Here is a 12,483-nt window from a genome sequence, read left to right as displayed (position 1 = left end):
CACAATCGCCACATGACCACGCTCAAGTCCAAGCTCAAGGAAGACCTCACCACGGCCATGAAGGCGCGTGACGAGCTCACCTCGTCCACCCTCCGGCTCACCCTGACCGCGATCACCAAGGAAGAGGTCAGCGGCAAGACGTCGCGCGAGCTCTCCGACGACGAGGTGCAGAAGGTGATCGCGAAGGAGGCGAAGAAGCGTCGGGAGGCGGCCGAGGCCTTCGCGCAGGGCGGCCGGACCGAGCAGGCCGAGCGGGAGAGGGCCGAGGGTGAGCTGCTCGACGCCTACCTGCCCAAGCAGCTCTCCGACGACGAGCTGAACGCGATCGTCGCGCAGGCCGTCGGAGAGGCGAAGGACGCCGGCGCCGAGGGGCCGCGTGCGATGGGCGCCGTCATGAAGATCGTCAACCCGAAGGTGGCAGGGCTTGCCGAGGGCGGCCGGGTCGCCGCCACGGTGAAAAACATGCTCGCGGGCTGAGAGCCGGCACCACGCATGAAGGAGGGGCGCTCCCGGAACGGATGCTGTTGGCGAATGCCCCTTCGTCGTGACGTCGGCCTGATCCATCTCGTTGGTGGGTCAGGCCGACGTTGTGTTTGGGGTGGGCAGATGTCGTTGCGTCCTGGTGTGCCTGGCGAGGTGCCGGCGGAGACGGTCAGGGTGGCCCGCGCGGCCTTCCCGAAGGGGTGCTTGGCAGTCCGGGTGAGAGATGTGCTCGGGTCGGTCTTCACCGATGCGGAGTTCGCGGGTCTTTTCTCGGGTCGGGGGCGGCCTGCGGCGTCGCCGGGCCGGTTGGCGATGGTGCTGGTGTTGCAGTTCGCCGAAGGGATGTCGGACCGGCAGGCCGCTCACGCGGTGCGCTCCAGGATCGACTGGAAGTACGCGCTCGGGCTGGAGCTGACCGATCCGGGCTTCGATTTCTCCGTGCTGAGCGAGTTCCGTGGACGGCTCATCGCCGGTGGCGTCGAGGCCGGGGTGCTGGATGCGGTCCTGGAGAGCGTTTCGGCGGCCGGGCTGCTCAAGGCCGGTGGACGTCAGCGCAGTGATGCCACGCATGTGCTGGCGGCGGTGCGGGAGGTGAACCGGCTGGAGTCCGTGGTCGAGGCGATGCGAGCGGCACTGAACGCACTGGCGGTCGCGGCTCCGCAGTGGCTGGCCGAGCGGACGCCGCCGGAGTGGTTCGACCGGTACTCCGCCCGGCCGGAGGACACGAAGTTCCCCAGCCGCTGGGCTGCCCGGCTCAGCCACGCCGAACAGGTCGGCCAGGACGGCATGACGCTCCTGCAAGCTGTGTGGTCCGTTGACGCGCCTGCCTGGCTGAGGGAGCTGCCGGCCGTGGAGTTCCTACGGCAGATGTGGGTGCAGGAATACCAGGTCAGCGACGGTGAGGTGAGCTGGCGCAAGCCGAAGGACTGCCCGCCGGGGCAGTTACGGATCCGCTCGGCCTATGATCCGGACGCCCGCAACGGGGCCAAACGCGACCGGGCCTGGTGCGGCTACAAGGTTCATCTGACCGAAACCTGCGAACCCGATGCCCCACACCTGATCACCGAGGTCATCACCACCACCGCCGCCACTGCCGACGTCCAGGTCACCGACCAGATCCACGACGCTCTCGCCCGCCGGGACCTGTTGCCTGATGTCCATCTGGTCGACGCCGGCTACGTCGATGCCGCACACCTGGTCGCCGCCCGCCGTGACCATGGCATCGAACTGGTGGGACCGGTCGGCGCCAACACCGGCTGGCAGGCCGCCGCGAACAACGGCTACAGCATCGACGACTTCGCCGTCGACTGGGACAACAAGCAGGTGACCTGCCCGAACGGCAGGACCAGCAGACAGTGGCAGCACGACGGGCGACGCTCGTCAGGCCCCGTGATCCGCGCCCGATTCTCACCCGCGGACTGCCGCCCCTGCCCCTCACGCGACCAGTGCACCCGCGGCGTCGCCTACATGGGACGCGAGATCACCCTGCGGCACCGCGACGAACACGAAGCCCTCCGAACAGCCCGGCTCGACCAGCAAACCGACCCATGGAAACAACGCTACAAGCACCGAGCCGGCATCGAAGGCACCATCTCCCAGGGCGTCCGCGCCTTCGGGCTGCGCAGGTCCCGCTACCGAGGCCATCCCAAAACCCACCTGCAACACCTGCTGACCGCAGCCGGAATGAACCTCACCCGCCTCGACGCCTGGCTCACAGGCACCCCACTCGCCCCAACACGCACCTCACACTTCGCAGCACTCCGCCCCACCGGATAAATCCGATGGGGCGGAACGAAGGGGCATTCGCCAACAGCATCCGGACCGGGAGCGCCCCTCCTTCATGACGCCGTGCGCAGTCGGACGGTCAGGGGCCGTTGCGGCCGTTCCGCCCGCCGTCGTTCCCGCCGATGAAGCCGGGCGGCAGGGTGATGCCGCCGACGGGGTCGGCGCCGGGATCGCCGTTGTCGTTGCCGCCGTCGTTGTCCTCGCCGCGGCCCTTGTCCTTCTCCTTTTCCTTCTCCTTGGCGCGGGGTACCGCGATCGGGTGGAAGGACGGGGTCTCCGAGGCGTTCAGCGCGCCGGTCATAGCCGTCTTCCAGATGGGGCCGGGAAGACAGCCACCGCAGACCTTGTCGTAGTACTGACCACCGATGGTGATGTCGTACATCTTGGTGGTCTTCTCGCCGACGTCGTCGCCGACCCAGACCGCGGTGGAGAGATTCGGCGTGTAGCCGACGAACCAGGCGTCGAGGCGGTCGTTCGTCGTTCCCGTCTTGCCCGCGTTGTCGCGGTCGCTGAGACCGGCCAGGGTGCCGGTGCCGTCCTCGACCACGCCCTTGAGCATCTGGCTGATGCTGTCCGCCGTCGGCTCACTCATCGCCCGGGAGCACTCGGTCTTGGGTACGCCGACCTTCTTGCCGTTGGCGTCGGTGATGGACTCGATGGCGATGGGGGAGCAGTACGTGCCCCGGTTGGCGAACGTGGCGTACACGGAGGCCATGGACAGCGGGGTGCTCACCTCACCGCCGAGGGTGATCGAGGCGTTCTCCTCGATCTCCTTCCCGTCCCCTCGCTCGTAGCCCATCTTCTTCGCCATCTCGACCGTCTCGCAGAGCCCGGTCTTCTGCTCCAGCTTGGCGAAGTAGGTGTTGATGGACTTGCCGAGCGCGCTGGTCATGTCCCAGCTGCCCTTCTCGGACTCCAACTCGTTCTGGAGATCCCAGTTGTCGCTGCCGGTGGGGGCGCCCGAACAATCGCGGAACGAGCTCTTGGGCAGCGAGATCTTCCAGTCGGTGGTGTAGCTCTCAGCCGGGCTGATGCCCTTCTCGAGGGCGGCTGCGGCGGTGATCGGCTTGAAGGTCGAGCCGACCTGGAAGCCGTAGGTGCTGCCGCCCATCTCGTGGGTGACGCCGAGATTGATCATCGTCTCGTGCTTCGTCTGGTCCAGGCCGTACGGCCTGGACTGCCCCATCGAGAGGATCTTGCCGGTGCCGGGCTCGACCTGCACCACGGAGGCGGCGACCTTGTCGTCCTTGTTGACCTTCGAGGTGGCGGCCTCATTGGCTGCCGCCTGTGCACGCGGGGAGAGCGTGGTCCTGACGGTCAGGCCGCCGAGGTTCCAGAGCTTGGAACGCTCCTCCTCGGTCTTCCCGAACGTCGGGTCGTTCAGGATGGTCTTGCGTACGTAGTCGCAGAAGAATCCGGCTCCGCTGACGGCGGTGATGCAGCCGTTCTTCGGCTTGCTGACCTTCAGCTCGAGAGGGGCGGCGATGGCTGCTTCGGCCTCGCTCTGCGAGATGCTGCCGACGGCGGCCATGCGCTGGAGCACGGTGTCGCGACGCTTGGTCGCTTCCTTCGTGTCGTTGACCGGGTCGTAGCGGGTCGGTGACTGGACGAGGCCGGCCAGCATCGCCGCCTCTCCCACCTTCAGGTCCTTGGCGTGCTTGGAGAAGTAGCGCTGGGAGGCGGCTTCGACTCCGTAGGCCTGCTGCCCGAAGAACGTGATGTTGAGGTAGTTCTCCAGGATCTTCTTCTTGCCGAGCTCTTCCTCGACCTGGATCGCGTACTTCAGCTCCCGGACCTTGCGGCCCAAGGTCTGCTGGGTGGCCTCGGCGACCTTGTCCGGGTCGTCGCCCGCCTCCTCGACGAAGACGTTCTTCACGTACTGCTGGGTCAGCGTCGACGCGCCCTGAGCGGCCCCGCCCTCCTGCACGTTGCGGTTCATCGCACGCAGGATGCCCTTGAGGTCCACGGCGCCGTGTTCGTAGAAGCGCGAGTCCTCGATCGCGATGATCGCGTCCTGCATGTACGGGGAGATGTCCTTGAGCGGGACGACGGTGCGGTCACGCGAGTACACCGTGGCGATCGCGCCGCCCTCGCTGTCCAGGATCGTGGTCCGCTGGCTCAGCGGCGGGGTCTTGAGGTTGGAAGGGATTTCGTCGAATTCCTCGACCGTCCCCTTGGCCGCGAGCCCGAGTGCGCCGGCGGCCGGCAGCGCGATGCCCGCCAGCACAGCTCCGGAGAGCGCGGCGACACCGAGGAACTTGGCGGCCTGCTGGGTCGTCGTCAGACCCCCGCCTGAGCGCTTCTTTGGCATGGGGGCAGCCTACGTTCTCATTCGCCGGACACGCGTATAGGCCTTGGCCTAAGCTGCTCTCAACTGTCACAGCAGTCCGATTTTGCATCAACCCCCCTGCACGGTCTTCAACAGAATTCAGCCACGTGCCGAGGCGGTCCCGAATTCGCCTCAAGTGTCACTGAATGTCCGTTGCGACTTGCGCTTTCTGTCCAGATTTTATCTGGATGGTCAGACATGTCCTTGCGTCACTCCTCTGGGTGATCTGCCGCGTACGCATAGTCCGTTCGGGCCATCCAAGATTGGGCCCGAAGGGGGTGTTGTGCTGTCGCCACCTTCCGTAACGTCCTCAACTGGCAGCGGTGAATATGCCGCTACCGCCGTGGGGGAGCCTCGATTCGGGAGAGGACGGCGCCGGAATGGGCTGGGTAACTGACTGGAGTGCGCAGGCGGCCTGCCGCACTACCGATCCGGATGAATTGTTCGTACAAGGGGCGGCGCAGAACAGGGCCAAGGCGGTGTGCACCGGATGCCCGGTGCGGACCGAATGCCTGGCCGACGCGCTGGACAATCGCGTCGAGTTCGGCGTGTGGGGCGGGATGACGGAGCGGGAGCGCCGTGCGCTGCTGCGCCGACGGCCCACCGTCACGTCCTGGCGCCGCCTGCTGGAGACCGCGCGCAGCGAATACGAGCGGTCCACAGGCATGCTGCCCGTAGGGGTCGGCCTGGACGACGACGCGCTGCACGACGACGAACTGCACGAGAGGTTCGCCGCCGTGGGGTAAGGGGGCACGGGCTGCCGCCGGGAGCCTGGTGGTGGCCCTAGACAGCTCCGGCCGGGGCAGAAGCGGAACCGGTCGCGAGCAGTTCGCCGATTGCCCTGAGGCCTGAGAGGTCGTGCACGTCGCCGGGCAACGCGGCCACCTCGGTCACCGGGACCTCGGGGTGGAGCGTGGTGAAGCGGTCGCGTGTGTCCTGTTCGCGGGCGACAACCTGCATCCGCTCGGCGTGCAGCCGCAGCAGACCTGCGGTCAGCTGCTCGACGGAGACCTCGACGGATACGGCGTCCGCGACGGCTGAGGCACGCCCGTCCGTTTCTGCGTTCGTGGATGGCCCGGACGGGTCAGACGATTTCTGGCCACGGCCGTGGTGCTCGCTGGTGCGCGATGTCCGGTCGTGCTGGGGCGGCTCCTGCTGTGGCGGCTCGTACGGGGAGAGCTCGTTGCTGCGCTCGGGGGAAAGCGGCGGCTCGGGGGCTTCGGAAGGGGTGGCGGCGGCCTCTGGGGCCGCCGACTCACCAAGGGCAGCCTTCCCGGCCGTCTGATCCACAATGCCGACGCCTTCAAGATTTTCTGCGGCCGCCAGCGCCCGTTCCGCCGACAGCCGTGACGCGTCGCTGCCGTGCACGCGGTTGAGGACCAGGCCGGCCAGCGGCATTTCCTCCGCGGCCAGCCGTTCCACGAAGTACGCGGCCTCGCGCAGCGCGTCCCGCTCCGGCGTCGCCACCACGAGGAACGCCGTGCCGGGGGCCTGGAGCAGTTTGTACGTCGCGTCGGCCCGGGTGCGGAATCCGCCGAACATGGAGTCCATCGCCGCGACGAAGGTCTGCACATCGCGGAGGAACTGGCCGCCGAGCAGCTTGCCGAGCGTCCCCGTCATCATCGACATCCCGACGTTGAGGAACTTCATACCGGCCCGCCCCCCGATCTTCGCCGGGGCGATCAGCAGCCGGATGAATTTCCCGTCCAGGAAGGAGCCGAGACGTTTCGGCGCGTCCAGGAAGTCCAGCGCGGAACGGGACGGCGGGGTGTCGACGATGATCAGATCCCACTCGTCGCGCGCCCTCAACTGCCCGAGCTTCTCCATCGCCATGTATTCCTGCGTGCCCGCGAACCCTGCCGACAGTGACTGGTAGAAGGGGTTCTCCAGGATCGCGCGAGCCCGCTCGGCGTCCGTGTGCGCCTCGACGGTCTCGTCGAAGGTGCGCTTCATGTCGAGCATCATGGCGTGCAGCTCGCCCTCGCCGTCGATGTCCTCGACCCGGCGCGGGATGTTGTCCAGCTGGTCGATGCCCATGGACTGGGCGAGCCGGCGGGCCGGATCGATGGTGAGGACGACGACCCTGCGGCCGCGCTCGGCCGCCCGTACACCGAGTGCCGCAGCGGTCGTGGTCTTGCCCACGCCGCCGGAGCCGCAGCACACGACGATACGGATATCGGGATCGTCCAGGAGCGCGTCGGTCTCCAGCCCCGGTGCGATGTCCGTGCCCACCGTCATGACCCCACCCCTCGTCCGGAGCCGCGTCGCTTCCCACCCCGGGGCGTCTGCCCCGCCGCGTCCGCGGTCTCGTCACCGACACCCTGCTTACGGAACTCCTCCGCCAGCTCGTACAGCGCGGCCAGGGTCACCCCCTCGCCCATCAGCGGGAGCTCGGCCATCGGCAGCCCCAGCCCGGCCAGCACCGCGCGCTGCTCACGCTCCAGGCCGACTCGCTGGGCATGCTCGGAGGCCTGCGCGACCAGCGGTCGTACCAGCCCGGCGGAACCCGTCACGCCGGCCCGGGTGAGCGCCTTCGCGATCTCCTTGCGGCGGCCGCCCGAGGCCGTCCGCAGAGCGTCCTCGTCCAGCAGGTGAGGCCGCACCATGTTCACCACGACACTGCCCACGGGCAGTTCGGCGGCCCGCAGCTCGGCGATGCCGTCCGAGGTCTCCTGGACCGGCATCTCCTCCAGGAGCGTCACCAGGTGGACCGCGGTCTCGGGGGACTTCAGGACCCGCATCACGGCCTGCGCCTGATTGTGTATCGGGCCGATCCTCGCCAGCCCCGCCACCTCGTCGTTCACATTGAGGAAGCGGGTGATGCGTCCGGTCGGGGGTGCGTCCATGATCACGTAGTCGTAGACGAACCCGCCTTGTTTGTCCTTGCGGCGCACGGCCTCGCAGGCCTTGCCGGTCAGCAGGACGTCCCGGACCCCGGGGGCGATGGTGGTGGCGAAGTCGATCGCGCCGAGCTTCTTCAGCGCGCGCCCGGCGCTGCCCAGTTTGTAGAACATCTGGAGGTAGTCCAGGAGCGCGCGTTCGGCGTCGATCGCCAGCGCGTGGACCTCGCCGCCGCCCGGGGCGACGGCGATTCTGCGTTCCTCGTAGGGGAGGGCCTCGGATTCGAAGAGCTGGGCGATGCCCTGCCTGCCCTCGACCTCCACGAGGAGAGTGCGCCTGCCCTCGGTCGCGAGGGCGAGCGCGAGTGCGGCGGCGACCGTGGTCTTACCGGTCCCGCCCTTGCCGCTGACGACCTGGAACCTGCTCACGTCTTCGAGCCTAACCAGTCGGCAGGCAGGCTACGCACGAGGCCGCGTGTGCCAGGCATTACAGTCGGCTCATGACCAAGTGGGAATACGCGACCGTGCCCCTTCTCGTGCACGCGACCAAGCAGATTCTGGACACCTGGGGCGAGGACGGCTGGGAGCTGGTCCAGGTCGTTCCCGGCCCGAACAACCCCGAGCAGCTCGTGGCCTACCTGAAGCGGGAGAAGCCGTAGTGGCGGGCGCCGTCGAGGCGAAGCTCGCCGAACTCGGCCTGACGCTCCCGGACGTCGTACCGCCGCTGGCCTCCTACCAGCCGGCCGTGCGGTCCGGGGTGTACGTCTACACCTCCGGCCAGCTCCCGATGGTGGACGGCAAACTGGCTGTGACCGGCAAGGTCGGCGCCGAGGTGACGCCGGACGAGGCCAGGGAACTGGCGAAGACCTGTGCGTTGAACGCCCTCGCGGCAGTGAAAACGGTCGCCGGTGACCTGGACCGGATCGCACGGGTCGTGAAGGTCGTGGGCTTCGTCGCCTCGGCCTCCGACTTCACCGGCCAGCCGGGTGTGGTCAACGGCGCGAGCGAGCTGCTGGGCGCCGTGCTGGGCGACAAGGGCGTGCACGCCCGCAGCGCCGTGGGCGTCGCGGTGCTGCCGCTGGACGCACCGGTGGAGGTCGAGGTCCAGGTCGAGCTCGTCGACGCCTGATCCGCGCCTCCACGGTCCCGTCCGGTCTCCGCGACCGGGCGGGATCATGTGTGTAAGGGGCAGACATCAACGCTCGTGCCCCTCGAACATCGTCGCGGTTCCGGATAGCCTCCGGCCATGTCCAACGGTCAGTGGTACCCACCGGAATGGCCCGCCCGGATCCGGGCCCTCGCCAGCGGCGAGCTGACAGCCGTGCCCCCCAGGCGCGCGGCCACGGTGATGCTGCTCCGGGACGACACGTCGGGCCCGGTCCCCGCCGGTCCCACCGTTCACATGCTGCGCCGGCGCACATCCATGGCCTTTGCCGGCGGCGCGTACGCCTATCCGGGTGGCGGGGTCGACCCGCGCGACGACGACCACCTCGTGGGCTGGGCGGGACCGTCCCTGGAGGACTGGGCCGGCCGCCTGGGAGTCGACTCGTCGGCCGAGGCGCAGGCTGTCGTCTGCGCCGCTGTCCGCGAGACGTACGAGGAGGCCGGCGTCCTGCTGGCCGGGCCGACCGCCGATACCGTCGTGAGTGACACCACGGGCGCAGACTGGGAGGCCGACCGCGAGGCCCTCGTCGCCCGCGAGCTGTCCTTCGCAGGGTTCCTGGACCGCCGGGGCCTGGTACTGCGCTCCGACCTGCTGGCCGCGTGGGCGCGATGGATCACCCCTGCGTTCGAGCCGCGCCGCTACGACACCTGGTTCTTCGTGGCCGCCCTCCCCGAGGGCCAGCGCACCCGGAACGCCTCCACCGAGGCTGACCGGACGGTGTGGATCCGGCCCGGCGACGCCGCTGACGGCTACGACAAGGGCGACCTGCTGATGATGCCGCCCACCGTGGCCACCCTGCGGGCGCTGAGGCCGTACGGGACGGCCGCGGAGGCGCTGAGGGCAGCGGATTCCCAGGACCTCACCCCCGTGCTGGCAGAAGCCCGCATGGAGGGCGACGAGCTGGTGCTGAGCTGGCCGGGGCACGACGAGTTCACCAAACACCTTCCGGCGGCGGACGGATCCGCATCTCCTCCTCCGGGCGACGCGACGGACGGGAATCCCTCATGAGTGACGCGGCCGCGCTGCCCGGGCAGCCTCGCGGCGGGGTCCTCTCCGGGCCGGCCACCGCCCGTACGGTCAACGTCCTGGCCCCCAACGCCTCGGCGATGACCCTGGACGGCACGAACACCTGGATCGTCGCGGAACCCGACTCCGATCTCGCGGTCGTGATCGACCCGGGGCCCCTCGACGACATACATCTGCGGGCCGTCGTCGAGACCGCGGAGAGGACGGGCAGGCGCGTCGGCCTCACCCTGCTCACACACGGGCACCCCGACCACGCGGAGGGCGCCGCCCGGTTCGCCGAGCTCACGGGCACGAAGGTGCGCGCCCTGGACGTGGCGTTGCGCCTGGGCGACGAAGGGCTCACGGCAGGTGACGTGATCACCACGGGAGGGCTCGAACTCAGGGTGGTCCCGACCCCGGGGCACACCGCGGACTCCCTCTCGTTCCATCTGCCCGCCGACCGGGCCGTGCTGACGGGCGACACGATCCTGGGGCGTGGTACCACCGTCGTCGCCCATCCGGACGGCCGACTGGGTGACTACCTGGACACCCTGCGCCGTCTGCGCTCGCTGACGGTCGACGACGGGGTGCACACGGTCCTCCCAGGGCACGGACCGGTCCTGGAGGACGCGCAGGGTGCCGTCGAGTTCTACCTCGCCCACCGCGCGCACCGCCTGGCCCAGGTCGAGACGGCCGTGGAGGCGGGACACCGGACGCCTGCCGAGGTCGTGGCGGCGGTGTACGCAGACGTGGACCGTTCCCTCTGGCCGGCCGCGGAGCTGTCGGTGCGGGCCCAGATCGAATACCTGACCGAGCACGGCCTTATCTGACCGGAAGCGGGCCGGGGAAGCACGCGAAAGGCCCCACCGGATCCGGTGGGGCCTTTCGACGACTGTGTTCCCAGGAGACCGAGCCCGGTTGCCATGAGGCCCCGGCGACCACCTGCTGCCGCAGAGAGGCGTCGGCGCGACCGTGTGCCCGCCGCCAAGGGGGTGAGCAACCCGTGTACGCGCCGCCAGGGGCGTCAGCGGGACCGCTTCGCCAGCCGCTCCACGTCCAGCAGGATCACGGCGCGCGCCTCGAGCCGCAGCCAGCCGCGGCCCGCGAAGTCGGCGAGCGCCTTGTTGACCGTCTCGCGGGAGGCGCCGACCAGCTGGGCCAGCTCTTCCTGCGTCAGGTCGTGCACGACGTGGATGCCCTCCTCCGACTGCACACCGAAGCGGCGCGACAGGTCGAGGAGCGCCCGGGCGACGCGTCCCGGGACATCGGAGAAGACCAGGTCGGACATCTGGTCGTTCGTCTTGCGCAGACGGCGGGCGACGGCGCGCAGCAGTGCGGTGGCCACCTCCGGGCGGGCGTTCAGCCAGGGCTGGAGGTCTCCGTGACCGAGGCCGAGGAGCTTGACCTCGGTGAGAGCCGTCGCAGTGGCGGTGCGCGGGCCCGGGTCGAAGAGCGACAGCTCCCCGATCAGCTCACCGGGGCCGAGAACGGCCAGCATGTTCTCCCGGCCGTCGGGAGACGTGCGGTGGAGCTTCACCTTGCCCTCGGTGACCACGTAAAGGCGGTCGCCCGGGTCGCCCTCGTGGAACAGCGCGTCACCGCGCGCGAGGGTCACCTCACTCATCGAGGCGCGGAGCTCCGCGGCCTGCTCGTCATCGAGCGCCGCGAAAAGCGGGGCGCGCCGCAGAACGTCGTCCACGAGTTCTCTCCTTGTCGGCCTGTTCAGGGAAGCGTCGTTTCCATGATGCCGGACGGTAAAACAGTGCGATCGATCACAAACCAGTTTGACGCACGGGCGTGCCGGACCCTACGGCAGGGGGCCGATTGGGCGTGGATACGTGGTGACCGGGGCAGATGTCGGCCCCTGGCTCTAGGCTGGCCGGGTGTCCGGAACGCCGGTGAGAGCGCAGGCCAAGGGGGCTGATGGGGTGTCGGGAGACAGGGATTCCGCTGTGGGCGAACAGAGTGGACGAAGTAAGAAAAATGCCGCAATCGGCTCGACGGGGGCGGCGTCCCGCAAGCCCGCGAAGCCGGAGTCGCATCTCGCGATGGTGCGCCGTGCCCGCCGGATGAACCGCGAGCTGGCAGAGGTCTATCCGTACGCCCACCCCGAGCTGGATTTCCGGAATCCCTTCGAACTCCTGGTGGCCACGGTTCTTTCGGCCCAGACCACCGACCTGAGGGTCAACCAGACCACCCCGGCGCTCTTCGCCGCCTATCCGACGCCCGAGGACATGGCCGCTGCCGTTCCCGAGAAGCTGGAGCAGATCATCCGGCCCACCGGTTTCTTCAGGGCCAAGGCGCGGTCCCTCCTGGGGCTGTCAGCCGCCCTGAGGGACGACTTCGGCGGAGAGGTACCGGGCCGCCTGGCGGATCTCGTCAAGCTGCCGGGCGTCGGCCGCAAGACGGCCAACGTCGTCCTCGGCAACGCGTTCGGCGTGCCCGGCATCACGGTGGACACGCACTTCGGGCGGCTGGTCCGCCGGTGGAAATGGACCGAGCAGGAGGACCCGGAGAAGGTCGAGGCGGAGATCGCGGCGATCTTCCCGAAGAGTGAGTGGACGATGCTCTCGCACCGCGTGGTCTTCCACGGCCGCCGTATCTGCCACTCCCGCAAGCCCGCGTGCGGCGCTTGCCCGATCGCGTCCCTCTGCCCCGCCTACGGGGAGGGTGAGACGGATCCCGAGAAGGCGAAGAAGCTCCTGAAGTACGAGATGGGCGGGTATCCGGGCCAGCGCCTCAGCCCGCCCCCGGACTACCCGGGCATTCCCGCCCCGCCTCTGGGAGCTGGGTGAGCGGCGACTCTCCCAGGGCCGATGAGCGGGTGGAGCCGAGGGGCGCGAGGCCCTTTCCCGGCAGCAGGGCGGAGCAGGTGA

Annotated in this window: 12 protein-coding genes; 8 read left to right on the top strand and 4 right to left on the bottom strand. The window is 69.1% G+C overall.

Annotated features, from left to right (window positions below; translation table 11 throughout):
• The first annotated feature begins 12 nt into the window (after positions 1–12).
• Together HED23_RS33400 and HED23_RS33395 are read left to right on the top strand one after the other, a co-directional pair.
• A complete protein-coding gene (locus HED23_RS33400) occupies positions 13–477 on the top strand; it encodes a GatB/YqeY domain-containing protein (protein WP_203187041.1) in 465 nt (154 codons plus the stop codon).
• A gap of 129 nt (positions 478–606) precedes the next feature.
• The gene (locus tag HED23_RS33395) at positions 607–2,259 is read left to right on the top strand and encodes an IS1182 family transposase (RefSeq protein WP_203184413.1); all 1,653 of its coding nucleotides are present in this window, start codon (positions 607–609) and stop codon (positions 2,257–2,259) included.
• 88 nt (positions 2,260–2,347) lie between these two features.
• Here HED23_RS33395 and HED23_RS33390 read toward each other — a convergent pair whose 3' ends face one another.
• Complete coding sequence (locus HED23_RS33390) at positions 2,348–4,579, bottom strand: transglycosylase domain-containing protein (protein ID WP_203187040.1); 2,232 nt, start codon at positions 4,577–4,579, stop codon at positions 2,348–2,350.
• Between the two features lie 398 nt (positions 4,580–4,977).
• Here HED23_RS33390 and HED23_RS33385 point away from each other — a divergent pair, with 398 nt between their 5' ends.
• On the top strand, positions 4,978–5,343 hold the full coding sequence (locus HED23_RS33385; RefSeq protein WP_203187039.1) for a WhiB family transcriptional regulator: 366 nt from the start codon (positions 4,978–4,980) through the stop codon (positions 5,341–5,343).
• A 37-nt stretch (positions 5,344–5,380) separates the two neighbouring features.
• Here HED23_RS33385 and HED23_RS33380 read toward each other — a convergent pair whose 3' ends face one another.
• On the bottom strand, positions 5,381–6,835 hold the full coding sequence (locus tag HED23_RS33380; RefSeq protein ID WP_203187038.1) for an ArsA family ATPase: 1,455 nt from the start codon (positions 6,833–6,835) through the stop codon (positions 5,381–5,383).
• Entirely contained in the window at positions 6,832–7,866 is a 1,035-nt protein-coding gene (locus HED23_RS33375) for an ArsA family ATPase (RefSeq protein ID WP_203187037.1), read from the bottom strand. Before HED23_RS33375 ends, HED23_RS33380 begins: the two co-directional genes overlap by 4 nt.
• A 71-nt stretch (positions 7,867–7,937) precedes the next feature.
• Between HED23_RS33375 and HED23_RS33370 the strand changes: the two genes are divergently transcribed.
• The 4 genes from HED23_RS33370 to HED23_RS33355 all read left to right on the top strand — a co-directional run bounded on the left by HED23_RS33370 (position 7,938) and on the right by HED23_RS33355 (position 10,437).
• Positions 7,938–8,096 (top strand): DUF4177 domain-containing protein, encoded by a 159-nt coding sequence (locus tag HED23_RS33370; RefSeq protein WP_019992579.1) that lies wholly within the window; start codon positions 7,938–7,940, stop codon positions 8,094–8,096.
• Positions 8,096–8,566, top strand: coding sequence for a RidA family protein (locus HED23_RS33365; RefSeq protein WP_203187036.1), 471 nt, complete (start codon positions 8,096–8,098; stop codon positions 8,564–8,566). The genes HED23_RS33370 and HED23_RS33365 overlap by 1 nt, the downstream gene beginning before the upstream one ends.
• A 117-nt stretch (positions 8,567–8,683) precedes the next feature.
• Entirely contained in the window at positions 8,684–9,610 is a 927-nt protein-coding gene (locus tag HED23_RS33360; protein WP_203187035.1) for an NUDIX hydrolase, read from the top strand.
• A complete protein-coding gene (locus tag HED23_RS33355) occupies positions 9,607–10,437 on the top strand; it encodes an MBL fold metallo-hydrolase (protein WP_203187034.1) in 831 nt (276 codons plus the stop codon). Before HED23_RS33360 ends, HED23_RS33355 begins: the two co-directional genes overlap by 4 nt.
• A gap of 194 nt (positions 10,438–10,631) precedes the next feature.
• Here the strand turns inward: HED23_RS33355 and HED23_RS33350 are convergent, their stop codons facing one another.
• Positions 10,632–11,306, bottom strand: coding sequence for a Crp/Fnr family transcriptional regulator (locus HED23_RS33350; protein WP_014046869.1), 675 nt, complete (start codon positions 11,304–11,306; stop codon positions 10,632–10,634).
• Between the two features lie 253 nt (positions 11,307–11,559).
• Here HED23_RS33350 and nth point away from each other — a divergent pair, with 253 nt between their 5' ends.
• A complete protein-coding gene (nth, locus tag HED23_RS33345) occupies positions 11,560–12,402 on the top strand; it encodes an endonuclease III (RefSeq protein WP_386465265.1) in 843 nt (280 codons plus the stop codon).
• The last annotated feature ends 81 nt before the right edge of the window (positions 12,403–12,483 follow it).

It is taken from the genome of Streptomyces pratensis (genome assembly GCF_016804005.1).
Lineage (GTDB): Bacteria > Actinomycetota > Actinomycetes > Streptomycetales > Streptomycetaceae > Streptomyces > Streptomyces pratensis_A.
The sequence above is the reverse complement of the archived record's forward strand: the minus strand, read 5'-3'. Positions and strand labels throughout refer to the sequence as shown.

Bases quoted from the DNA above. Each gene is read 5' to 3' on its own strand.
- HED23_RS33380 (WP_203187038.1), bottom strand. From the start codon at position 6,835: ATGACGGTGGGCACGGACATCGCACCGGGGCTGGAGACCGACGCGCTC.
- HED23_RS33370 (WP_019992579.1), top strand. From the start codon at position 7,938: ATGACCAAGTGGGAATACGCGACCGTGCCCCTTCTCGTGCACGCGACC.
- HED23_RS33390 (WP_203187040.1), bottom strand. From the start codon at position 4,579: ATGCCAAAGAAGCGCTCAGGCGGGGGTCTGACGACGACCCAGCAGGCC.
- HED23_RS33355 (WP_203187034.1), top strand. From the start codon at position 9,607: ATGAGTGACGCGGCCGCGCTGCCCGGGCAGCCTCGCGGCGGGGTCCTC.
- HED23_RS33400 (WP_203187041.1), top strand. From the start codon at position 13: ATGACCACGCTCAAGTCCAAGCTCAAGGAAGACCTCACCACGGCCATG.
- HED23_RS33395 (WP_203184413.1), top strand. From the start codon at position 607: ATGTCGTTGCGTCCTGGTGTGCCTGGCGAGGTGCCGGCGGAGACGGTC.
- HED23_RS33385 (WP_203187039.1), top strand. From the start codon at position 4,978: ATGGGCTGGGTAACTGACTGGAGTGCGCAGGCGGCCTGCCGCACTACC.
- HED23_RS33360 (WP_203187035.1), top strand. From the start codon at position 8,684: ATGTCCAACGGTCAGTGGTACCCACCGGAATGGCCCGCCCGGATCCGG.